Source organism: Aquimarina sp. Aq78 (assembly GCF_900299525.1).
In the GTDB taxonomy this organism is placed as follows: Bacteria; Bacteroidota; Bacteroidia; order Flavobacteriales; family Flavobacteriaceae; genus Aquimarina.
Map to the genome: position 1 here is coordinate 307,417 of NZ_OMKA01000003.1, position 21,014 is coordinate 328,430.

Below are 21,014 nucleotides of genomic sequence, written 5' to 3' on the forward strand. Positions count from 1 at the left end.
TTATAATTTCATATTAAGTTTAAAACCGTACGTTCTTGCAGAGGGTAGTTGAGTTACTTCAAATCCTGGCAATAAAGACCCTCCGTTTAACGCCTGAGCTTCAGGATCTATATTGGGAACATCTGTCCACAGTACTAAATTGGATCCAACCAGGCTTATAGAAAACTGTTGTAAACCAAGTGGTTTAACAACTTTTTCAGGGAAAGTATACCCCAGGCTTAACTGACGTAGCTTTATGTAGGAGGCATCAAAAATATTTGCTTCGGCATTACTTCTTGGCACTCCGTATGCCCATGCTTCTGCAGTTACTTCCTGAGTATTTGGGACAAAACCTCCTGCCCCATCACTTACTACTCCTTCTCCAACAACTCCATCTCTCCATCCAGCTGTTAGTGCTAGAATTCCACTTTCTCTTCCAATTGCATTGGTATAAGAATAAATTTCTCCTCCTTGTCTGATATCAAATAACACAGATAAATTTATTCCCTTATATCTTAGATTTGTTGATAATCCTAACATCCAATCAGGATTGTAGTTTCCCACTTTTTTTCTATCTCCTGTGAGTGGTAAACCATTTTCAAATATAATTTCTCCAACATCATTTCTAACATAGGCCTGGCCATAAATATCTCCCATTTGTTCTCCTGGTCTAGCCTCTACTGTAACTCCATCTGGTCCTTGAGCGATAATAAATGTATCCAGGTCTCCTGATAAGGATTTTACTTCGCTTTCATTTTTTGAAAAATTAGCATTTATGCTCCATTCAAAATTCTCGGTTCTAATAGGCACCATACCTAAGGCTAGTTCTATTCCCGAATTTTGAATCTCTCCTGCATTTGTTACCAAAGAATTGAATCCATTACTCCCAGATACTCCAACATTAAGAATTTGATCTCTGGATATTGATGTATAATAAGTTGCATCTAAAGAAAGTCGTTTTTTGAATAAAAAGGTTTCTAATCCAAATTCTGTAGATGTAGTTCTTTCTGGTTTCAAATTAGCATTTGGTAATTGAGTCGGGTTGGTCAATGTACCAGGTAGTGTGGCAAAATTAAATGTTTTTGAAAGTCTATAAGGATCGGTATCTTTACCTACTTCTGCTATATTAAATCTAAGTTTTAAGAAATCTATTGCTTCTGGCATAGAAAACAACGCAGAAGGAATAAAAGACAAGGAAGCTGCAGGATAGAAATACGAATCATTTCCTGCTGGTAGTGTAGAAGACCAGTCATTTCTCGCAGATATATCTAAATATAAAAAGTCCTTATATCCTATATTTGTAAATGCATATACGCTATTAATCCTTTTCTTAAAGATATCTCTTCTCAATTCTGGGGTTACATCAATATTCTGTGAATTGTAAATTCCAGGAATCGTTAATCCATTACCTAATAAGAAACTTTCGGTAATTTTTTGATCAAATCTATTGCTTCCTATTGACGTTTTGGTTTCAAAATTGCCAAATTCTTTTTCATATGAAAGCAAGAAGTCTGCATTGATTTCAGAAAAATTAATTCTTTGCTCTCTATATAATCCATTTGGAGCTCTTTGTGCACCAATAGATCTACGTGACCATCTAAAATCATTTGATTCGTCTGCCCCTATTCGAGCTAATAGGCTTAGGTTTTCTGTAAAGTGATACGTTGTATTTACATTTCCAATAAACCTTTTCTTATTGAATGTATTAATATTCTCATTTACAATAAACCAGGGATTATCTCCCCATGTAAATAATTTACGTTGTTCTTCATTTTCTACATTCCAATAGTTTTTTAAATCATCTAAATCAACATTTATATAGTTCCAAAGTAAAGTATACATTATACCTTGCGAGCCATATCCTGCTACCGGAAGGTTATCAGAACTCCTATCTATATAATTAGCTAATCCTTGAATTTTCCATTTATCATTGATACTATAACTAGCGTTTAATCTAAAACTGTTTCCTTTTAGGTTTGTGTTAGGAATTATTCCTTCATTATAATTATTCCCATAGCTAAATAAAAAATTCCCTTTCTCATTAGCTCCAGAAATAGAAACTGTATTATTTAAATTTACACCTGTTTCAAAAAAGTCATTTAAATCATATCGATTGATAAATGGTCTATCGATTGATTCTCCTAAAGATAATTCATGGGAAACAATAGATCCATCAAGTCTTGGTCCATAATTAGTACCAAAATTTGAGGCATATGCTCCGGCCCATCCACCACCATATTCGGTCTGTAAATCTGGTAATCTTAATGCAGAACTAAACATAGTAGAAGACGAGATTTCAACTCCTAAACCATGCCCTACTTTTCCTTTTTTTGTAGTAATTACAATTACACCATTTGCTGCTCTGGATCCATATAATGCAGATGCCGCAGCACCTTTAAGCACCGTTACAGATTCAAAATCATCAGAATTAAGTTCTGAAAGGCCATTACCATAATCCGTTGGAAGATCTACTTGATCAGTAGAATTTCCTCCAACTCCAAAAACACGATTGTTTACAGGTATACCATCCAAAATAAACAAAGGTTCGTTACTATTAAGGTTTAAGGAATTCTCTCCTCTTATCACCACTCTTGCAGAACTTCCTAAACCATTACTTGCTCCTGTTACCTGTAAACCGGGAACTTTACCAGAAAGAGTATTGATAACATTAGTCGCTTTAACTCTATTAATATCTTCAGATTTTAGTTCGCTAACTGCATATCCTAAAGCCTTTTTTTCTTTTCGTATCCCTAAAGAAGTTACTACTACTTCTTCTAATAGATCAGCCCCCTCTTGTAATGAAATATTGATAACCGTTTGGTTCTTTATCATTATCGTTTGAGTCTCATATCCCAAAACAGAAAATTCTATAATTTCTCCTTCATTAACTTCTAAAGCATAATTTCCATCAAAATCTGTTGCAGTACCTCTTGTTGTATTTTGTATTATTACATTTACTCCTGGAACAGGTGTCCCAGCAGGATCTACTACAACACCCGTAATTTGTTTTTGAGCAAAAAGGGAAGTAGAAAAAATGAGAAATAAAATAATCAGGTTCTTGTTCATTTTCACAAGTTTTTAGTGTTATTTAATAATTGATTTAGATTGCCTATTTGAGTGTAACTTTTACCCAAGTATTAATAGTTTGATTTTTAGTTTTCAAAACAGTTTTCATATACTTTGTACTAGTGGGAGGTTTTATTTTGGTAGTAAACTCTCTTTTTTGAATATCGACTTCTCCCAAAAGAGCAAAATTATCTTTCTCTCCTTTTTTATAATTATCGGTATAGCTTATATATACTTTTCCTGTTTCATTTTCCTTATGCTCTGTTAACCACTGCAGATGTAGAAATTCATTATTTACACATACTCCTTGCAACTTAGATACATCTACTTTTTTCATTAGAGAAATTCCATCTAATTCTAATGCTGTTTCTTCTGGTACAGTAATATCCAGATAATCACAAATAGTAGGGAATATGTCTACGATAGCTACTTTGTTGTTTTTAAAGTAATTATTATCAATAGGCTTACTTAATGCTATCCAAGTACTTCGTTCTCTATAAGATTGTTGACCATGATGTTTCCCATCACTAGGCATTCTTCCGTGATCTGTTGTCACTATTATGAGCCAATCTTCTCCTGTTTTTTGTTCTCTTAATTTGACAGCATCCCAAATAAGACCGAGTAGTGAATCTTCAAAAGACACTACATTAAAATACGTAGGGCTTTCTCCAAAAATATGCCCCATATCATCACTATGCTCTAGATATATCCAGGATAAATCTGGTCCTGTTTCAAATATGTGATTGGCTGCTTCCCTAGCCACTTCTGCATCTATTCGTTTTAGGTATTTTTTTAATTTATCATGCGGAAACTTTTCTTCATTTAACTCTAAGCCATCAAAAGAATAATCCATTTTTATGGCACTCGTTTCCTTTAATCCTTCTCCTACAAGCTTGGTTCTGTTATCCAACCATGATGAATAAATAGCAATTTTCTTATCTGGATAAGTATCTTTAAATACTCTAAATATCGAAGGGTAATTATAGTTAGGCTTTAGGATAGAATTTCCATAAACATTATGCTTGTTAACCCAAGTACCCGTAAGTAAACTATTATAGCCAACCGCAGATATAGTTGGTGTTTCAGTGTATTTTCCTTTTTCTCCTCCAACATATGCTTCAGAAAAAGCACCTTCTTTGGACATCGTATCTATAAAGGGAGTATTAGATTTATAAAATAAATCTGTTGAAATACCATCAACAATTATGAATACTACTTTTTTAGCACCTTCGGTAGTAGTATTTTTAGAAGTTTTATCCTGACCATTAACAGAACATCCAATTAGTATTATCACTATGTATAAAAAAAATCTCATAAGAATTATTAGTTAGTTAAAACAAGATTAATCATCTGGAAAAAAGATTAAACTATTACTGTTTTCCCATTGCAAATCTACATCGAAGTAAAAATAGATTGAACAACCAGTCAATTAAAAAAAGTTTACTGTATGGTTAAACTAATGTTATAGATTTTCTATTTAAGTTAACTAAATTGTTTTAGTAGTTTCAGTCGATCAGCATTTGCACGCAAGGAAAAACACCTTGTTATCAACACATTACCAGGTGTTTCAACATAGAAATTAGTACAAGTTTCAGAGGTATATAGAAGTAGTATTTTGCTAGATTAGTCATATGGGTCTTTTGATTTGTAAAACAAAAGAAGATTTAATAAATCGATTTTAAAACTATATTTTTGACAAAAATCAACAGTTAATGGGTAGAAAAAACTTAAGTGAAACACGGCAAAAAGAAATCATAATTGCTTTCTATACAGTAGCCAAAAAAATCGGTTTAGAAAATACTTCTGTAGCAAAAGTTGCCGAAGAAATGGGAATTAGCAAAGGCTTAGTAATGCATTATTTTGAAACAAAAGAGAGTCTTCTAGTTGCATTAAAAGATTATATTCTCGAAAAATACTTAAGTTTTATTGATTCAGAAAAACTTAAATCCATAGATAGTAAGGAAAAACTAGAAGAGTTTATTATACTTTTATTTTCAAGAAAATGGAATGATTATGTAGACGATGGGGTTTTTTATAGTTTTTATGCACAAGTATATCGAAATAAAGATTTTAATAAAAGTTTTAAGTCTTTTTTGGAAACATTACACGATGTCTTAAAAGACAGGTTGTTGGATGCAAGAAACAACGGAATTATAGTGAATACTAATATAAGTGAGCTTACCGAAATTATTTTTGCCCTTATCGATGGAGCTTACTACTATCTGGGAACTTTTACAAACAACAGAAAAGAATATGAAAAACAAGTAGCCATATACATGAATCATGTAAAACAATTAATTCAATATAAAACAAGTTAGGTATTTATACTTATTAATTGATAAACTTTCTTTTCAAAACAATTCTAATTATCGATATTAAGCCAATTAATCCCCAAACTACATTTACCACAATTGTGGGATAATCACCTACAGGTAAAGCATTAACAATCAAACATAAAGCTCCAAAAGTGTTCATACCATGAAATAGTTCTTTATTCGATTTTAGAATTTCTAAACTTAACAATAAATAAGCAAGCACATAAACTATAGCGCCCAGCCAACCAATAATTTGAGTTATGGTCATTCTTCTACAATTTTACATCAAATAAACTTCTATTTTCAATAAACCTATATACTCATATAGCATTATTTACCTTTTCATAACATTACATCTATACTTCGAATCTTAACACATAGCATAATCGGACTTGCAATTGAATAAAAATTAGACATCATAATTAATTAGATTTATTGAACTTTTTCTTTTGCTAGCAAATTTCGCATCCAATGTGCTTCACAAAGTTGCTTATTATCAAAAAATCGATGTTATCAAATTGCTTACTGAAGAAGGTATTAATATAAAGGCAATGAATAGTAATGGATCGAGGACATTAATAAAAGAGCTCTTGAAAATTAAATAAGAAATTTATTTTCATTCCCAAATAGAATATATTTGAATCATATACTCTCAAAATATGCATTAAAAATTTCGAGAGTAATACTAAAAATAGGTACTCTAAATCAATACAAAAAAAGCTTCTTTAATTAGAATTTGTTTACTACCTATGCAACTATAAAATCATTATTTTCTGTTTTCTATTTTTATAGAATATTCATACCACTAAGAGATATACATTCTTTGTGGCAATCTTGGAAAAAAAACTATATTTACCATGTAAGCAACACTATTTTACTTATTAAATCATACATACTAAAAATGATAATTTTTTGTTTTAGAGATTATGAAGAAAATAAATTTTTGATCAAAAAATTAAGTTAGTTAAATAGTATAACTTCAAAAATTTAAAAGAAACTTATTAGAATTAACTCATCTAAAAAACACAAACATGACAATTAAAAAATCAATGATTATAGCTGTTTTAGCTATAGCAACTTTAGGAGCTTGTACAGAGAAAAAAGAAAAAAAAGAAGAAAACACAGATCCTGCTAAAGTAGAAGCTACTCAAGAATCAACAATAGAGGTTGATGAAGCTGAAAAAGCAAGATTAGATAGTATCCAACAAGTAAAAGAACACGGACACGCACATTAATCTATATTGCAAAAATGTTAAAAAACACCAAAACATTCTTTATATTTCTCGCCTTTGTGCTGGTTTCAATAACAGCAAACGCTACGCATGGTGTTGATGATGAAACACAGTCTTTTTTATTGGGAAATAAAGGAATTGCTTTTGGACCGTTTCTATACATCGGTGCAAAACATATGATAACAGGATATGACCATCTACTTTTTCTGGTAGGGGTCATTTTCTTTTTATACAGAACAAAAGAAATATTATTGTATGTAAGTTTTTTTACAATCGGTCATAGTTTTACCCTATTACTTGGTGTAATGGCAGATATTAATGTAAATGCATTTTTAATAGATGCCATTATCGCATTATCGATTGTATATAAAGGATTTGATAACCTAGGAGGATTTAAGCATTTTTTTAAGAAACAACCCAATACCAAAATAGCGGTATTAATTTTTGGATTGTTTCATGGTTTTGGATTAGCAACCAAATTACAAGAATTTAATTTTGATAAAGAAGGCCTTTTTGTAAATCTAATCGGTTTTAATATAGGTGTAGAAATAGGACAGTTTTTAGCCTTAGGATTAGTTCTTATACTTTTAGGGGTTTGGAGAAGGTATAACAGTTACGTTAAATTCTCTAATCTTACCAATATAATTCTTATGGCTGCAGGCTTTTTGTTGTTTGGATTTCAAATGACAGGATATTTCATGACGTAACTCTAAATTATGACAACAAGCAATACCCACATAATGAATAAAAAACAACTTATAAAATCAATTTTTATAGCCTTATTTATTGGTTTTGTTGTGCTTATAACTGCAGTTTTGCCTGCAGAATACAATATAGACCCACTAGGTACAGGAAAGCTTTTTGGTTTTAGCAGATTATATGTAAATGATACTGAAAAAATAAAAACAGTCGATACAGAACCAGTATCTCAATTAAATTTCGAGAAACTTAAATTAGAAAAATTAGGTTCTCCGGTAAGTGTACCTAAACCCAAAGAAGCAAACAATCCACCACCATCAGAACAATTTACAGAGCAAAATGATACTATTAATGTGACTGTCCCTGCTGGAAAAGGTATAGAATACAAGTTTAAAGCATTAAAATATGGGAGTATAAAGTATGAGTGGAGTACTGCTAATGATGCTATTGTTTATATTGATTTTCATGGAGAAGTACGACAAGAAAACCCTCCCGAAAATGTATTTTATGAGAGTTATACTTTGGCATATTCTAACAATATGGCCGGAACATTTACAGCCCCTTTTGAAGGTAAACACGGTTGGTATTTTAGAAATAACAACAAAGAAGATATTGTCGTAACGATAAGATTAAAAGGACAATACAAACTATTTGATAAGTAAAACCCATATATAAAACTTCGGATTCCAGACTACCTACCATCTTTAACTCATAGGATATATAATTTTCTTGCCTTCTATAATATAAGGAAAGTACTCCTTAGCTTTATGTCAACGTACAAAAAAAACCTGTATTAAAATATTTCAATTTTTAATTACCAATCATTATTTAATATAAAAACACAGAACTAAAAAATTAAATAGTTTCACTGAAAACGGGGTAGTTAAATTGATTGATCGTATTTAGTTTTGATTAAATTATAAACAATGAGTGGTTCATTTTTTTATTGAATTGAAAATATTTGACTCCATAACATTACGATGGAATAGGAATGATAATATATAGAAAATTGAAAAAAGTTTGGATCATTTCAATAAATACAAATCATGAAAAAAATCTTTTTAAAGACCTTCATAGCTCTTATGATGCTTATAGGTCTAAACAGTTGTGAAACCAATGATGTAAACGATCCAATTGAAATCTCAACAATAACAAGTGATAATATAGAAAAAGCAGGCAGTCAGGGGTGTGATATCTCCTTAACTGCGTATCAAGGTCCTGGTATTTATTGGAGTAATGCCGAGCATGCATATCCTCCTGTAGGGGGCATTCTGACTTATAAAACCGAATGTCAAAATTTGATTGGATGGACAATAGACTCTAGTTTTGAAATTATAGGAAGTGACACTCAACAAGAAGTAAAAATTAAAAGAATTAAGAAAGATGCAGCTACTTTAATTCTCATTACCAAAAATAACAATGGCGGATTTACGTATTATAAAATTGAACTCCCAGAATACAAACTGCCTCCACTATCAACATTTCTTTGTCCACATGATAACGTACATACTCAAATAGCTCGTATTGGCGTTCGCTACGAATTACATTTGAAAGCAATTAATTATGATCCAAAATTTACCTACAAATGGCAGCTCGCAAATGGGTGGACAATTGGTAATGGAGAATACCTTGATTTCAACTATGGGGGAAGAAAACCAGTATCTATTACTCTAACAATATCTAAAGAAGGTTGCCCAACAAAAAAAATAACCAAAACATATGTCGTAGATCCAGGTGGTATATAGAGTTTGCCTATTATATTGTGATTCTACATTGATATCCTAAGGTTTGGAGATAGTTACGTCCTTTGGCATTTCTATAATGCCAAAGGCTTTTTGTTTATAATTTTAAGTTTAATCTTTTTAATTAATCTCTAATAACAAGGTATCGGTTAAAATACATTTCATCCTACAAAAATGACAACTGGGGAGTTTCTTATTGTTCTCAAATAAAGATTTATAGACTTTTGATTCATCAAAAAACAAATAACTATAAAACTTTATCTTATGAAAACTCTAGCTTTACTAGCCGCGCTTTTAGTTTCTAACTTTCTTCTTCAAGCTCAAGAAAAAACTAAAGGAGTAACCATTACAGTAACCGTTCCCAATATAACAAGTTCTGAAGGAGAAGTTATTTTTGGGCTTTATAACGAAAATACTTTTATGAAAGCTGCCCCAATCAAAGGCGAAAAAAGTACAATTGTAGATGGTGTAGCAAAAATTACTTTTTCTAATGTTCCCGAAGGAGTATTCGCTATTAGTTGTTTTCATGATGTGAATGGAAATAATCGAATGGATTTTGAACCTAGCGGAATGCCAAAAGAAGATTATGGTGTATCTAATAACAATATGAGTTACGGTCCTCCATTATGGGATGAAGCCAAATTCGAAGTAAACTCAGAAAATCTGGAACTAGAAATCAGAATGTAATTTATAACCCCATATTCATCAATCAAAACCTGACTAACAGGTATATCTAAAAAGGAATAGCATTTCATCTGTGCTATTCCTTTTTTTATTTCAAACACAATAGATAAAATAAATTTTTAATAATTATTTAATAAATAATATCAATAGCTTTTATATTTTTGTTCCCCAAAACGCAAACCATGACCATAACACAATTAAGATATGTTTTAGCAGTAGCCGAACACAAAAATTTTACGAAGGCTGCAGAAAAAACTTTTGTGACTCAACCTACGCTAAGCATGCAAATTCAAAAGCTTGAGGAAGAGCTAGATATCCTCATCTTTGATCGTAGTAAAAAACCTATTGAACTTACAGAAGTTGGTAACAAACTTGTTCAACAGGCAAAAAATATTGTAAATGAAAGTGAACGAATTCAAGATATTGTAGATCAACAAAAAGGGTTTATAGGTGGTGAATTTAAATTAGGTGTGATTCCTACGATAATGCCTACTCTTTTACCTATGTTTTTAAACAATTTTATAAAAAAATATCCAAAGGTAAAATTAAAAATAGAGGAGTTAAACACAGAAGCTATAATTGAACGTCTTCTCGATGGTCATCTTGATGCTGCTATTGCAGCAACTCCTTTAGAAAACGAAAACATTAAAGAACGTGTTTTATACTATGAACCTTTTGTAGGTTATATTCCTTCTACTCATAGATTGAATCAAAAGAAAAAAATTGATATTACTGATCTTGATATTGATGATATGCTTCTGCTAGAGGATGGTCATTGTTTTAGAGATGGGATTATTAACCTGTGTAAGACCAAGAAAAGTTATGAGGAGGATCATTTTCAGTTAGAAAGTGGAAGTTTTGAGACACTTGTAAAGTTGGCAAATGAAGGTTTGGGAATGACACTTCTACCCTATTTACATACTTTAGATATAAAGAATGACGAAAAAAGTAATCTTCACTACTTTAATGAGCCTTCTCCCGCACGAGAAGTGAGTTTAATTTTTAATAAAAGTGAATTAAAAATGCAAATTATTGATGCTTTGCATTCTACCATTGCTGGAGTTGTAAAAGGAGCTATTACTTTTCAAAATGTAAAAATCATTAGCCCTATGGCAAAAGTAAAAAGCGACTAGAAAGTCGCTTTTTTTTTATGATTTTAAATAGATTAAACAAGATTGTAATTCTGGTTGTTTCATCGTTAATGATTGAATCCAGATTTTTAATTCTTCAATCTCGTGAGGAAGCAGTCTGTTTAGTGCTTTTAAAACTTCCTTAGTAAAAAGATTAACATCAAAACTTACTTTTTTAAGCACAGTTTTTGTGTAATCAAACATTGCTCTAGCCATAAATTAATAGGGGTTTAAAAAATGTTAGGTTTAAACAAGTAATTGTAGGAATAATCTTATAGTTTTTAAAGTTGTTCTAGCTAATATATGTAAATAAAACCAAAAAAATAGTCTTTTGGCGCTTATTTAACACTGTTAAAAACTGTTATCGCCATCCAAAATATCTCCCAAACCACCTAGAATACTACCTTCACCTTTACTTTTTCCTCCTCCTCTGGGGGCCAATGCCAATACTCTATTTGCAAGTCTGCTAAACGGCAAAGATTGTATATACACAACTCCTGGACCTGTTAATGTTGCAAAAAACAATCCTTCTCCTCCAAAAATAGTATTCTTAATCCCTCCTACAAATTCTATATCATATTGTATTCCTTTAGAAAATCCAATAATACATCCTGTATCTACTTTTAGTTTTTCACCAGGTTGCAGTTCTTTTCGGGATGTAGTTCCACCTGCATGAACAAAGGCCATACCATCACCCTCTAATTTCTGCATAATAAAGCCTTCACCACCAAATAGCCCTCTTCCTAATTTTCTAGAAAATTCTATTCCAATAGAAACTCCTTTGGCCGCACATAAAAATGCATCTTTTTGGCAAATAAATTTCTCCCCATAATTAGTTAAATCTATAGGAATAATCTTTCCTGGATATGGAGATGCAAAACTTACTTTCTTTTTCCCTCCTACCTGATTATAAAAAGCTGTCATAAATAAGCTTTCTCCTGTTAACAATCGTTTACCAGCTCCAAATATTTTACCCAGAACTCCAGTATCTTTAGCAGAACCATCACCAAAAATCGTATCCATCTTTATTCCATCTTCCATCATCATAAAACTTCCTGCTTCTGCAATCACTCCTTCTTGTGGATCTAGCTCTATCTCTACATATTGCATTTCTTCGCCAATAATTTCGTAGTCGATTTCGTGTGCTGTCATATTTTTAATGTTTATAGTATATTGATTAATGAATAGTTTCTTTATAAGTAAACGAATTTCATAAAGTGTTACAGTCTATCCTTTTTTTTCGCTATACTATTTTACTTTTCATTTTTCACTTTAACTGTCCATTCAAAATTAAATGTAGAAACTTCAATACCATCTTGATTAGTTCCTATTGATTTCATCCATACCGTTTGTCCTTCACCGGTTTCGATAGTTTTTCTAATGGCATCAGCTACCAAATCTCCTTCGGTACACACAAAAGTAATTCTACCAACAGCCTTTTTGGTATATGTTGCATTATTGCTTGCCACCAGCATTGATATCTTTTTTCCACTATCTCTTATATATCCTGTTACCAAGGCCCCGGTAGTTAATTCTGCCGCCATTCCCTGCACTGCCCAAAACATAGATTTAAAAGGATTTTGGTTTATCCATCGATGTTTTACACTAACGGTACAGCTTGTTCTATCTATATTTTTAACCCTTACACCACATAGCCAGGCAGAGGGTAACTTAAATAGTAAGAATGCATTAAGTTTTCTAGGAGTAATATCCATGAGTTTTATTTTTAGTTCTCACAATATAGGCAAAAGAAATAGTCAAGAAAAGGGTTCTAAATCTTAAATTTATGTTAAAATATGGTACTATGTTTTGCATAATACCTTTTTTTAACCATATATTTGCATAAGAAACTATTATATACTTTTACAATGTCAATCAAAAATCACAAAAATATCGCAACGTTTATGCATCTGGGAGTATTTTCTAAATACTTTATTCCTTTTGGGAATTACATAGTTCCAATATTATTATGGTCTACCAATAAGGATAAGTCAGATTTTATAGATGATCATGGTAAGGAAGCAATCAATTTTCAATTAAGTATTCTATTATATACTGTAATACTAGGAATATTTTCTTTTCCATTTTTCATTTTTCATGTCTTTGGAGATGCTACAATTACTGATTTGTTTCATTTTAATGATATATCAATCAACTTTTCTGATGCAGGAGGATTTAGAACTCTTATAGGAGCTTCCTTTATTGGAATTATAGCATTAATTGGATTTTTTCTGGAAATTATTTTTGTCATCACTGCCGCTTTAAAAGCGAATAAAGGCGAAAGTTACAGATATCCATTATCTATACGATTTATAAAATAATATAATGAAACAAACAATTAACATAAAATATATTTTGATAACCGCTCTTGCTGTTCTGTTGTCCTTCTTTTTTCATGAATTGGCACATTTACTTACAGGAAAGTTATTAGGATATCCAATGAAGATGACACTTAATTCGGCTTTCTTGGTAAATGGAGAATATGAATCTGCATGGCATGATCATTTTATAAGTGCTGCAGGACCAATTTTCACTATACTAACAGCATTTGTGTTTTTTTATGTGATTAGAAAAACAAAAAACACATACTGGTATCCATTCTTGTTTTTTGCTTTTGCATTTAGATTAATGGCTATGATTGTATCTATCTTTAATCCTAATGATGAAGCCAGAATAAGCCAGTGGCTTGGACTCGGACAATGGATACTACCGTTAATTGTATGTTTTACTTTATTTTTTCTTGTCATAAAAACGTCAAAAGAACAAGGATATAGTTTAAAATTTAACCTAATCAATTATCTTTTAACCTCTGTTTTAATTGCCGGTGTAGTACTTTCTGATCAATATTTTTTAAAATAATCATCAATCATCAAACACCAACATCAATCAAAAAATGAACAGTTTAACTTTTAAAAATTAGTTTTATGAAGATCGAAAACACAAAAGCGCAAATGCGCAAAGGTGTTCTGGAATATTGCATACTTTCTATCCTTAAGGACGATGATGCCTATGTAGCTGAAATTTTAGAAACCCTTAAAGACGCAAAGATGCTTGTGGTAGAAGGCACGATATATCCCCTATTAACTAGACTCAAAAACGCTGGATTGCTGAGTTATCGCTGGGAAGAATCTACATCAGGGCCACCACGAAAATATTACGGACTCACAGAAACAGGAAAATTGTTTCTTAACGAATTAAATACCACTTGGGACGAATTACGGAATGCTGTAAATCTGGTAACCAAACAAAAAAAGAAGTAAAATGAATAAGACAGTTAATATAAATTTAGCAGGCATATTTTTTCATATAGACGAAAACGCTTACTTAAAACTGCAACGCTATCTCAGCGCTATAAAACGCTCATTTACCGATTCACAAGGGAGAGATGAGATTATATCTGATATAGAAGCCAGAATAGCAGAATTGTTCAGTGAAAAAATAAAGGATGAACGACAGGTTATCGGAAACAAAGAAGTAGAAGAAGTAATTGCCGTAATGGGGCAACCAGAAGATTATAGATTAGATGAAGAAATCTTCGAGGATGAACCAAACACAACATATCAAAAAACGAAAGCATCAAGACAGTTATTTAGAGATACTACAAGTTCTTATGTTGGAGGAGTAAGCTCTGGATTAAGTCACTATCTGGGGATTGAACCAATTTGGATTAGATTAGCCTGGGTATTGTTTACTATTTTTTCTAGTGGTGCATTTATTCTAATCTATATCGCATTTTGGATTTTTGTACCAGAAGCAAAAACAACAGCTGATTTTTTGGCTATGAAAGGTGAAGCTGTTAATATCAGTAACATCGAAAAGAAAATTAAAGAAGGATTTGATGGTGTAGCAGATACGGTAAAAAATGTAGATTATCAAAAATATAGTAGCAAGGTAAAAAGCAGTTCTACTACTTTTTTTGAAGCTTTAGGTGATGTATTACTATTCTTTTTAAAGATTTTTGTAAAATTTATCGGTGTGATTCTTATTATAGTAGCCGGCGTTACTCTTATTAGTTTATTTGTTGGTCTGTTTACCATAGGAACATTTGGATTTATGGATGTTCCCTGGGTAGAATATATTGAAGTAGGCAGTCACCCCGAAGTTCCATTATGGTTAGTATCATTAGTAACATTTTTTGCTGTAGGAATACCTTTTTTCTTTTTATTTATTCTTGGTTTAAAAATTCTGATAAAAAACCTAAAATCTATCGGAACACCAGCCAAGTTAGGTTTATTAGCCATATGGATATTTTCTCTTATCGGGTTAGGAATTCTTGGAGTTAGACAAGCTACACTAGAAGCTTATGACGCAGATGTAATCATGGAGCAAAAAGTACTTCCTATCACAAGTAATGATACCTTAACCATAAAAATGGAAGGAAATAACAGGTATGTCAAACATTTATACCATAGAAATGATTATAAAATCAAAAGAGATGATCAAGGTAATCGAGTAATTGTTATCCGGGATATAGAAATATACTTAAAAGCTTCAAAAAGAGATTCGACAGTACGAATTACTATAGAAAAAAATGCAGAAGGAAGATCGTATGAAGAAGCTTCAAAAAGAGCCAAAGAACTTAAATATGGATATGAAGTTAATGGTAACACCCTCTTATTAGATGGATACGCAATTACCGACTATGCTAGCAAATACAGAGATCAGGAAATAAAAGTAATCTTAACATTACCAGAAGGAATTACAGTATTTGCTAATGACAACACATCAGAATTTAATAACTCATGGAAATACGATGATTATATTTCTATTGATGGTAAAGAAGGAGAATACATCAAATTAGTCGACGGAAAATTCGAATGTAAAGAATGTCCAGAAGATAAGAACGATTGGGAATATAACGAATGGGATGAAGATGATGATAGCGTAAACATAAATATAAACTCTGAAGACAATGACTTTAAACTAAAAATAGGAGAAGACGGAGTAGAATTAAATAATGAACCTGTAAAAGTAAAAATAGACGAGAACGGAATCGAAATAAAAACCGAAAACTAAATCAATCTGCTTCTGGCAGAGTTAATCAAAAAACGAACAGTTAAACATATCAAAACAAACAATTATGACTACACTAGCCAAAATTATTATCACCTTTTGCTTATCAGCTTTATGTTGCTCCTGCAATGTTGTCTTTAATGGGGTTAAAGGCCAAGGAGAAGTAATTAGAAAAGAAAGAACCATCAGTCAAGACTTTAACGCCATAAAAGCAAGTAGAGGCTTAGATGTTATCCTGGTAAACAATTCTGATCAAAAAGTAATTGTAGAAGCCAATAAAAACTTACACGATCATATCGAAGTATATGTAGAAGGTAGTACACTATATGTTACTTCTGATGAAAACATATACTATGCAGACGAAAAAAATGTATTTGTCTCTTATGACAAAATCAATAAAGTTCATGTTAATAGCGGTGCCAGCATCTCTTCAGATGAAGCTGTAGTTCAAAAAGATCTTGATCTTAGTGCTACTAGTGGTGCAGATATTAAATTAAGAGTAAAGGCAGAAACTATAACAACTTCTGTTACCAGTGGAGCCATGATGAACTTAACCGGAAAAGTAAATAATCATAAAGCAAATGCTACCAGCGGTGCAGATATCCGTGCAGAAGATTTGTTAAGCTTAGTATCCGAAGCAAGAGCAACAAGTGGTGCTTCTATTAAAATCCATGCCAAGGACGAGTTTACAGGTAAAGCAACAAGTGGTGCAGATGTTGTGTACTACGGAAAACCAGAAAAAGTATCTGAAACAGATAACTCTGGTGGAGATGTTAGAGGTCATTAAGATCTAACAACCCAATTAATTTAATCAACCAAAACTAAGCTGCCTGAGAAAGCAACACTAACCAACCAATGCTTTTCGGGCAGTTTTTTTATAGAATCTCTGTTTCTTTTAAATCTAGTTAAAAAAACAATTCTTCCCCTTCTATAGCATATAAAAATACAAGAAAGTGTCCTGATTTTTTGATTTTCAAAAAATCAGGACACTTCATAATGTGACAGTATTAAGTTTACATTCAGTATTAACAAACTTAAAAAATCACAAAAATGAAGTATTTAAATGTTACAAAAATCATACTTATTGTATGTTTTACACTTGTTATTGTTTCCTGTCAAGAAGATATGGATATCCAAGAGGATACTATAACAAATGAAATCTCAGAAATTGAAGAAATTGATTTGGCAACCTTCAATTTTTCTAACGGAATTAGTTTGACCATGAGTAAAGGATATGAAGAATCAGAACCTTATATATCCGGTCTAGAATCTGGTACTAATGACACCAAGATGTTTATTGATTTTAAAAATAACTCTATGCTCAAGGTGTACTTATCACTTACTCCAGAAGGCACTCCTGTGCCTAAAGCTCTAATAGATTTTGCAAGTTCTGATGAAAAAACAAAGTTATCAAGCAATAGACCAGTAGTAGAAAAATTAGATCACTCGGTTTTTTCTATTGCAAAATTCCCTACAAAGTTAATGACTACAACAAATCTTAATATAGAAACCAAAGCTTTCTGTGATAGTCATCAAGGGGCAGAGCAATGTTATAATAGTAAATTTGGCAGTAAACGTTATCAATCCTCTGCTACGTGGAAATATATACAAATGTATACTTCCGTTTTTCATGATAGTAATGGGAGTATAACTGCTCACCTTACCTATGGTAAAAATAAGACTAAACAAAAGGAGCATACTATACAACCGGGATGGTGGGCAAGAAAAACAACAAATAGTAGCTGGGCAAGAAGAAGAGGTTCATATCGCTTCGCTCCTTTTGGAGAACATTGGAAAGGGTATACCGATGTTCATAATTAATTACTTCGGGTAAAAAATCAGATATTTTAAAAGGTTGCTTATATGGCAACCTTTTTTATTAATAACAAAATATCTCATGTTCATATAATAGATACTACATTATTTTTAATCTGAAATAATATAAACCACTTCTCTATTTATATTTGTAACAAGTTTTATACAAAACTATACTTAAAGGCAAAAAAAACTGTTTATTAGTATATAAATTTCACACAAATATGAGAGCACTATTGTTAGTATTGACACTTTTGGTATTGGGAAACACCTATGGACAAAAGGAAAAAATTAAAGGCAACAAAATTGTTAGTACAGAACAACTAGACGTTGAAGACTTCCATACCATAGAAATTCATGAAGGTTTCGAAGTTACATTAGACGAGAGTAGTGATAACCAGGTAAAGATCGAAGCAGATAGCAATCTGCAAGAGGTAATACAAGTAGAAGTTGTAGATAGTGTTTTAACAATCAAGTCGGATCGGGATATGCGACGTGCAAAAGCATTAAATCTTGATATCTCTTATGCTTCAGAATTAAAGAAAATTATACTATATGACAAGGTAAATGTTAGATCATTATCTCCTATAAATACGACTAAACTGATCGTAAATGCAAATGATAATGCCGAAGTATTTCTTACCGCTGATGCCAATCGCGTAGATTGCATAACCAATGGAAAATCGATAGTAGAGTTACATGTTACAGCTCAGGAAGTTACTTATCAAATAAATGAAAATTCAGAATTAAAAGGAATTGTTACGACTGATAGCCTTAAAGTAGATTTATACCAAAAAGGATATGCCAAACTTGAAGGCGAAGTAAAATCAATGCTGGTTAGAGCAGATAATGACACTGATTTTTATGGTGAAAAATTAAGTGTTATCAAAACTACATTAATTGCAGAAGGTGCTAGTGATTGTTATATTTTGACTAATGAAGAAATTAGTATTGAAGCTAAAGATAAAACTGAAATCTATCTCCTTGGTGAGCCTAAGGTTATAATGAAAACATTTGCTAATGAAGCTATTTTGTATAAAAAAAATATAGACTACGTTCCTAGTAGGTTTAAGATAAATTAAAAAAGAACATCTCGCTTGGCGAGATGTTCTTTTTTTAATGCTGTATTTTTTTCGGCTTAAGCCGAAACTTTGTCACTTGTTTCTACTGTTGCCAGATATCGTTCTGCATCCAGCGCAGCCATACATCCGGTTCCTGCAGCCGTAACAGCTTGTCTGTACTCTTTATCCTGAACATCTCCTGAAGCAAATACTCCTGGGATATTTGTCTTAGTAGACTTCCCTTCGGTAATCAAATACCCTGTATCATCCATATCTAATTGTCCTTTAAAGATATCTGTATTCGGTTTATGGCCAATAGCTATAAACAAACCGGTTATCTCAATTTCTTCTTTATCATTTGTCTGGTTATTTACCATTCGTAACCCTTCTACTACCTGATCTCCTAATACCTCATCAACTTCGGTATTATACATTACCTTAATATTTGGTGTATTGTTCACGCGATGTTGCATTGCTTTAGAAGCTCTCATATGATCTTTACGAACCAGCATCGTTACATTAGAACATATATTAGATAAATATGTAGCTTCTTCTGCAGCGGTATCCCCTGCTCCTACAATCGCTACATCTTGCCCTTTGTAAAAGAATCCATCACAAACTGCGCAGGCAGAAACTCCACCACCACGTAATTTTTGTTCACTAGGTAGTCCCAGATATTTTGCAGTAGCTCCTGTAGAAATAATAACGGTTTCTGCTTCAATCTGCGTTGAATTATCTACAGTTACTTTATGGATTCCTCCATCTGTAGTATTAAAATCAACAGCAGTTACCATCCCGATACGTACTTCTGTACCAAAACGCTCTGCTTGTTGTTGTAATTGTACCATCATCGTGGGACCATCTATTCCTTCTGGGTATCCGGGGAAATTATCCACTTCTGTAGTAGTCGTTAATTGGCCACCTGGTTCCATACCAGTATACATAATAGGTTTAAGATCTGCTCTTGCCGCATATATTGCCGCAGTATATCCTGCAGGACCTGAACCTATAATAAGACACTTTATTCTTTCTATTGTATCAGACATATTCTCTTCGTTTTATATATTGTAAAAGTAGCAATTTGATCATAAACCTTACAGTAAAGTTATTAAGAATTGTTATATCCATATAGACATCTTATATCTATACACTATATATTGAATTTACTACAGTTTTTAATTATAATACCATTTATACTTTGAATTTACCTACGCTATCTCTAAGAAAAAACTAAAAGATAACCTGAGTAACTTTATTTCTTAAAACAATAAAAGCTACCTGTTACAGCAGCTTTTATCTTTATTTTATTTACTTTTTATTCTCACTGCCAATCTGGTACGGTACCCAACAGAGTCGAGCACTAGCCCTACATTCGAGCGGCATCAGGGAGATCGAGTAAACAGAATCTATATCTTAATCTATTTTTTTTTATTACTCTTACCTGATCACTCAATACTACCAATCTGATACGGTACCCGACAGAGTCGAGCACTAGCCACATTCGAGCGGCATCAGGGGGAACCACTAGTTACAAACTAGCAGGAGCGGGGCAAGCATGAGGTGATACGCTATCTCTAAGAAAAAACTAAAAGATAACCTGAGTAACCTTATTTCTTAAAACAATAAAAGCTACCTGTTACAGTAGCTTTTATCTTTATTTTATTTACTTCTTACTCTCACTACCAATCTGGTACGGTACCCGACAGAGTCGAGCACTAGCCATCACATTCGAGCGGTAGCAGGGGTCGAACAATAGCAATTACATTCGGGCGGCAGCAGGTTAATTATTAATCATCAATTCAAAAACTTCCTTATAACCTGCTAATTCAGCTATTTGTAAAGGAGATTTATTTACATTATTAATATGGTTTGGATTAGCTCCATGGGATAGTAATAAACTAACCATCAGAGCTCTCTTACCATAACCTTTATCATTAAATACTGCTGACCAAAGAGCCTGATTACCATAAATATCTACTAGATTTATATCTATATTCTTTTTAAGAGAGGTCTCCAAAATTTCTTTATCAAAATATATTGCTATATGATGTAAAATTGTTTGTCCTTTTTTATCTTGATAATTTAAATCGATTCCTTTATCTATCAGAAAAAGTGATATTTCTTTTAACTCCTCAAATATTGAAACCATAAGTAAGTTATAAGAACTTTCGTTTATAATATTTAAATCTTCTTGAGAAAAATTAGTAATAAAGTCTTTAATTTTTTTATCTCTTATAAGCCTAAATAAATCCATTTATATATATATTAAAATAACCTT

The 21,014-nt window shown here is 31.9% G+C and carries 22 protein-coding genes; 14 read left to right on the top strand and 8 right to left on the bottom strand.

The window, feature by feature from the left end; genetic code table 11:
* Both DG435_RS06350 and DG435_RS06355 read right to left on the bottom strand, forming a co-directional pair.
* Nucleotides 1–3,045: a SusC/RagA family TonB-linked outer membrane protein gene (locus DG435_RS06350; protein ID WP_106793306.1), complete on the bottom strand. Its 3,045-nt coding sequence runs from the start codon at nt 3,043–3,045 to the stop codon at nt 1–3.
* A 43-nt stretch (nt 3,046–3,088) separates the two neighbouring features.
* Entirely contained in the window at nt 3,089–4,360 is a 1,272-nt protein-coding gene (locus tag DG435_RS06355; RefSeq protein ID WP_106793305.1) for an alkaline phosphatase family protein, read from the bottom strand.
* A gap of 397 nt (nt 4,361–4,757) precedes the next feature.
* Here DG435_RS06355 and DG435_RS06360 point away from each other — a divergent pair, with 397 nt between their 5' ends.
* Nucleotides 4,758–5,363 carry a TetR family transcriptional regulator gene (locus DG435_RS06360; protein ID WP_106793304.1) on the top strand — a complete coding sequence of 202 codons (606 nt, stop codon included), beginning with the start codon at nt 4,758–4,760 and terminating at the stop codon, nt 5,361–5,363.
* Between the two features lie 13 nt (nt 5,364–5,376).
* Here the strand turns inward: DG435_RS06360 and DG435_RS06365 are convergent, their stop codons facing one another.
* Entirely contained in the window at nt 5,377–5,628 is a 252-nt protein-coding gene (locus tag DG435_RS06365; protein WP_106793303.1) for a hypothetical protein, read from the bottom strand.
* A 763-nt stretch (nt 5,629–6,391) separates the two neighbouring features.
* Here DG435_RS06365 and DG435_RS06370 point away from each other — a divergent pair.
* From DG435_RS06370 to DG435_RS06395, 6 genes are all read left to right on the top strand, one after another.
* On the top strand, nt 6,392–6,595 hold the full coding sequence (locus tag DG435_RS06370; protein WP_106793302.1) for a hypothetical protein: 204 nt from the start codon (nt 6,392–6,394) through the stop codon (nt 6,593–6,595).
* A 14-nt stretch (nt 6,596–6,609) separates the two neighbouring features.
* The gene (locus tag DG435_RS06375) at nt 6,610–7,299 is read left to right on the top strand and encodes a HupE/UreJ family protein (protein ID WP_106793301.1); all 690 of its coding nucleotides are present in this window, start codon (nt 6,610–6,612) and stop codon (nt 7,297–7,299) included.
* A 33-nt stretch (nt 7,300–7,332) separates the two neighbouring features.
* Nucleotides 7,333–7,953 carry a hypothetical protein gene (locus DG435_RS06380; RefSeq protein WP_234387127.1) on the top strand — a complete coding sequence of 207 codons (621 nt, stop codon included), beginning with the start codon at nt 7,333–7,335 and terminating at the stop codon, nt 7,951–7,953.
* Nucleotides 7,954–8,337: 384 nt separating this feature from the next.
* A complete protein-coding gene (locus DG435_RS06385; RefSeq protein ID WP_106793299.1) occupies nt 8,338–9,036 on the top strand; it encodes a hypothetical protein in 699 nt (232 codons plus the stop codon).
* Between the two features lie 261 nt (nt 9,037–9,297).
* Nucleotides 9,298–9,720 (top strand): DUF2141 domain-containing protein, encoded by a 423-nt coding sequence (locus tag DG435_RS06390; protein ID WP_024770267.1) that lies wholly within the window; start codon nt 9,298–9,300, stop codon nt 9,718–9,720.
* Between the two features lie 179 nt (nt 9,721–9,899).
* Nucleotides 9,900–10,850, top strand: a complete 951-nt coding sequence (locus DG435_RS06395) for a LysR family transcriptional regulator (protein ID WP_106793298.1) — start codon at nt 9,900–9,902, stop codon at nt 10,848–10,850.
* A 15-nt stretch (nt 10,851–10,865) separates the two neighbouring features.
* Here the strand turns inward: DG435_RS06395 and DG435_RS06400 are convergent, their stop codons facing one another.
* The 3 genes from DG435_RS06400 to DG435_RS06410 all read right to left on the bottom strand — a co-directional run bounded on the left by DG435_RS06400 (nt 10,866) and on the right by DG435_RS06410 (nt 12,562).
* Nucleotides 10,866–11,063: a hypothetical protein gene (locus tag DG435_RS06400; protein WP_024770269.1), complete on the bottom strand. Its 198-nt coding sequence runs from the start codon at nt 11,061–11,063 to the stop codon at nt 10,866–10,868.
* Between the two features lie 135 nt (nt 11,064–11,198).
* Complete coding sequence (locus DG435_RS06405) at nt 11,199–11,999, bottom strand: TIGR00266 family protein (RefSeq protein WP_106793297.1); 801 nt, start codon at nt 11,997–11,999, stop codon at nt 11,199–11,201.
* A gap of 101 nt (nt 12,000–12,100) precedes the next feature.
* The gene (locus tag DG435_RS06410; protein ID WP_024770271.1) at nt 12,101–12,562 is read right to left on the bottom strand and encodes a DUF4442 domain-containing protein; all 462 of its coding nucleotides are present in this window, start codon (nt 12,560–12,562) and stop codon (nt 12,101–12,103) included.
* Nucleotides 12,563–12,715: 153 nt separating this feature from the next.
* Between DG435_RS06410 and DG435_RS06415 the strand changes: the two genes are divergently transcribed.
* From DG435_RS06415 to DG435_RS06445, 7 genes are all read left to right on the top strand, one after another.
* Complete coding sequence (locus tag DG435_RS06415) at nt 12,716–13,168, top strand: DUF4870 domain-containing protein (protein ID WP_024770272.1); 453 nt, start codon at nt 12,716–12,718, stop codon at nt 13,166–13,168.
* Between the two features lie 4 nt (nt 13,169–13,172).
* Nucleotides 13,173–13,706, top strand: a complete 534-nt coding sequence (locus tag DG435_RS06420) for a hypothetical protein (protein WP_106794143.1) — start codon at nt 13,173–13,175, stop codon at nt 13,704–13,706.
* Nucleotides 13,707–13,771: 65 nt separating this feature from the next.
* The gene (locus DG435_RS06425; protein WP_024770274.1) at nt 13,772–14,107 is read left to right on the top strand and encodes a PadR family transcriptional regulator; all 336 of its coding nucleotides are present in this window, start codon (nt 13,772–13,774) and stop codon (nt 14,105–14,107) included.
* Between the two features lies 1 nt (nt 14,108).
* Entirely contained in the window at nt 14,109–15,863 is a 1,755-nt protein-coding gene (locus tag DG435_RS06430) for a PspC domain-containing protein (RefSeq protein ID WP_106794144.1), read from the top strand.
* Nucleotides 15,864–15,927: 64 nt separating this feature from the next.
* Nucleotides 15,928–16,647 (top strand): head GIN domain-containing protein, encoded by a 720-nt coding sequence (locus DG435_RS06435; RefSeq protein WP_024770276.1) that lies wholly within the window; start codon nt 15,928–15,930, stop codon nt 16,645–16,647.
* Nucleotides 16,648–16,910: 263 nt separating this feature from the next.
* On the top strand, nt 16,911–17,681 hold the full coding sequence (locus DG435_RS06440; protein WP_106794145.1) for a hypothetical protein: 771 nt from the start codon (nt 16,911–16,913) through the stop codon (nt 17,679–17,681).
* 218 nt (nt 17,682–17,899) lie between these two features.
* Nucleotides 17,900–18,757 carry a GIN domain-containing protein gene (locus DG435_RS06445; protein ID WP_106794146.1) on the top strand — a complete coding sequence of 286 codons (858 nt, stop codon included), beginning with the start codon at nt 17,900–17,902 and terminating at the stop codon, nt 18,755–18,757.
* Nucleotides 18,758–18,813: 56 nt separating this feature from the next.
* Here DG435_RS06445 and trxB read toward each other — a convergent pair whose 3' ends face one another.
* Both trxB and DG435_RS06455 read right to left on the bottom strand, forming a co-directional pair.
* Nucleotides 18,814–19,782, bottom strand: coding sequence for a thioredoxin-disulfide reductase (trxB, locus tag DG435_RS06450; RefSeq protein ID WP_106794147.1), 969 nt, complete (start codon nt 19,780–19,782; stop codon nt 18,814–18,816).
* Between the two features lie 734 nt (nt 19,783–20,516).
* Nucleotides 20,517–20,990, bottom strand: coding sequence for an ankyrin repeat domain-containing protein (locus DG435_RS06455; RefSeq protein ID WP_106794148.1), 474 nt, complete (start codon nt 20,988–20,990; stop codon nt 20,517–20,519).
* Nucleotides 20,991–21,014: the final 24 nt, after the last annotated feature.

What these genes read in the sequence shown, in the direction of transcription:
- DG435_RS06350 (WP_106793306.1), bottom strand. Translation starts at nt 3,045, where the DNA reads ATGAACAAGAACCTGATTATTTTATTTCTCATTTTTTCTACTTCCCTT.
- DG435_RS06355 (WP_106793305.1), bottom strand. Translation starts at nt 4,360, where the DNA reads ATGAGATTTTTTTTATACATAGTGATAATACTAATTGGATGTTCTGTT.
- DG435_RS06360 (WP_106793304.1), top strand. Translation starts at nt 4,758, where the DNA reads ATGGGTAGAAAAAACTTAAGTGAAACACGGCAAAAAGAAATCATAATT.
- DG435_RS06365 (WP_106793303.1), bottom strand. Translation starts at nt 5,628, where the DNA reads ATGACCATAACTCAAATTATTGGTTGGCTGGGCGCTATAGTTTATGTG.
- DG435_RS06370 (WP_106793302.1), top strand. Translation starts at nt 6,392, where the DNA reads ATGACAATTAAAAAATCAATGATTATAGCTGTTTTAGCTATAGCAACT.
- DG435_RS06375 (WP_106793301.1), top strand. Translation starts at nt 6,610, where the DNA reads ATGTTAAAAAACACCAAAACATTCTTTATATTTCTCGCCTTTGTGCTG.
- DG435_RS06380 (WP_234387127.1), top strand. Translation starts at nt 7,333, where the DNA reads ATGAATAAAAAACAACTTATAAAATCAATTTTTATAGCCTTATTTATT.
- DG435_RS06385 (WP_106793299.1), top strand. Translation starts at nt 8,338, where the DNA reads ATGAAAAAAATCTTTTTAAAGACCTTCATAGCTCTTATGATGCTTATA.
- DG435_RS06390 (WP_024770267.1), top strand. Translation starts at nt 9,298, where the DNA reads ATGAAAACTCTAGCTTTACTAGCCGCGCTTTTAGTTTCTAACTTTCTT.
- DG435_RS06395 (WP_106793298.1), top strand. Translation starts at nt 9,900, where the DNA reads ATGACCATAACACAATTAAGATATGTTTTAGCAGTAGCCGAACACAAA.
- DG435_RS06400 (WP_024770269.1), bottom strand. Translation starts at nt 11,063, where the DNA reads ATGGCTAGAGCAATGTTTGATTACACAAAAACTGTGCTTAAAAAAGTA.
- DG435_RS06405 (WP_106793297.1), bottom strand. Translation starts at nt 11,999, where the DNA reads ATGACAGCACACGAAATCGACTACGAAATTATTGGCGAAGAAATGCAA.
- DG435_RS06410 (WP_024770271.1), bottom strand. Translation starts at nt 12,562, where the DNA reads ATGGATATTACTCCTAGAAAACTTAATGCATTCTTACTATTTAAGTTA.
- DG435_RS06415 (WP_024770272.1), top strand. Translation starts at nt 12,716, where the DNA reads ATGTCAATCAAAAATCACAAAAATATCGCAACGTTTATGCATCTGGGA.
- DG435_RS06420 (WP_106794143.1), top strand. Translation starts at nt 13,173, where the DNA reads ATGAAACAAACAATTAACATAAAATATATTTTGATAACCGCTCTTGCT.
- DG435_RS06425 (WP_024770274.1), top strand. Translation starts at nt 13,772, where the DNA reads ATGAAGATCGAAAACACAAAAGCGCAAATGCGCAAAGGTGTTCTGGAA.
- DG435_RS06430 (WP_106794144.1), top strand. Translation starts at nt 14,109, where the DNA reads ATGAATAAGACAGTTAATATAAATTTAGCAGGCATATTTTTTCATATA.
- DG435_RS06435 (WP_024770276.1), top strand. Translation starts at nt 15,928, where the DNA reads ATGACTACACTAGCCAAAATTATTATCACCTTTTGCTTATCAGCTTTA.
- DG435_RS06440 (WP_106794145.1), top strand. Translation starts at nt 16,911, where the DNA reads ATGAAGTATTTAAATGTTACAAAAATCATACTTATTGTATGTTTTACA.
- DG435_RS06445 (WP_106794146.1), top strand. Translation starts at nt 17,900, where the DNA reads ATGAGAGCACTATTGTTAGTATTGACACTTTTGGTATTGGGAAACACC.
- trxB (WP_106794147.1), bottom strand. Translation starts at nt 19,782, where the DNA reads ATGTCTGATACAATAGAAAGAATAAAGTGTCTTATTATAGGTTCAGGT.
- DG435_RS06455 (WP_106794148.1), bottom strand. Translation starts at nt 20,990, where the DNA reads ATGGATTTATTTAGGCTTATAAGAGATAAAAAAATTAAAGACTTTATT.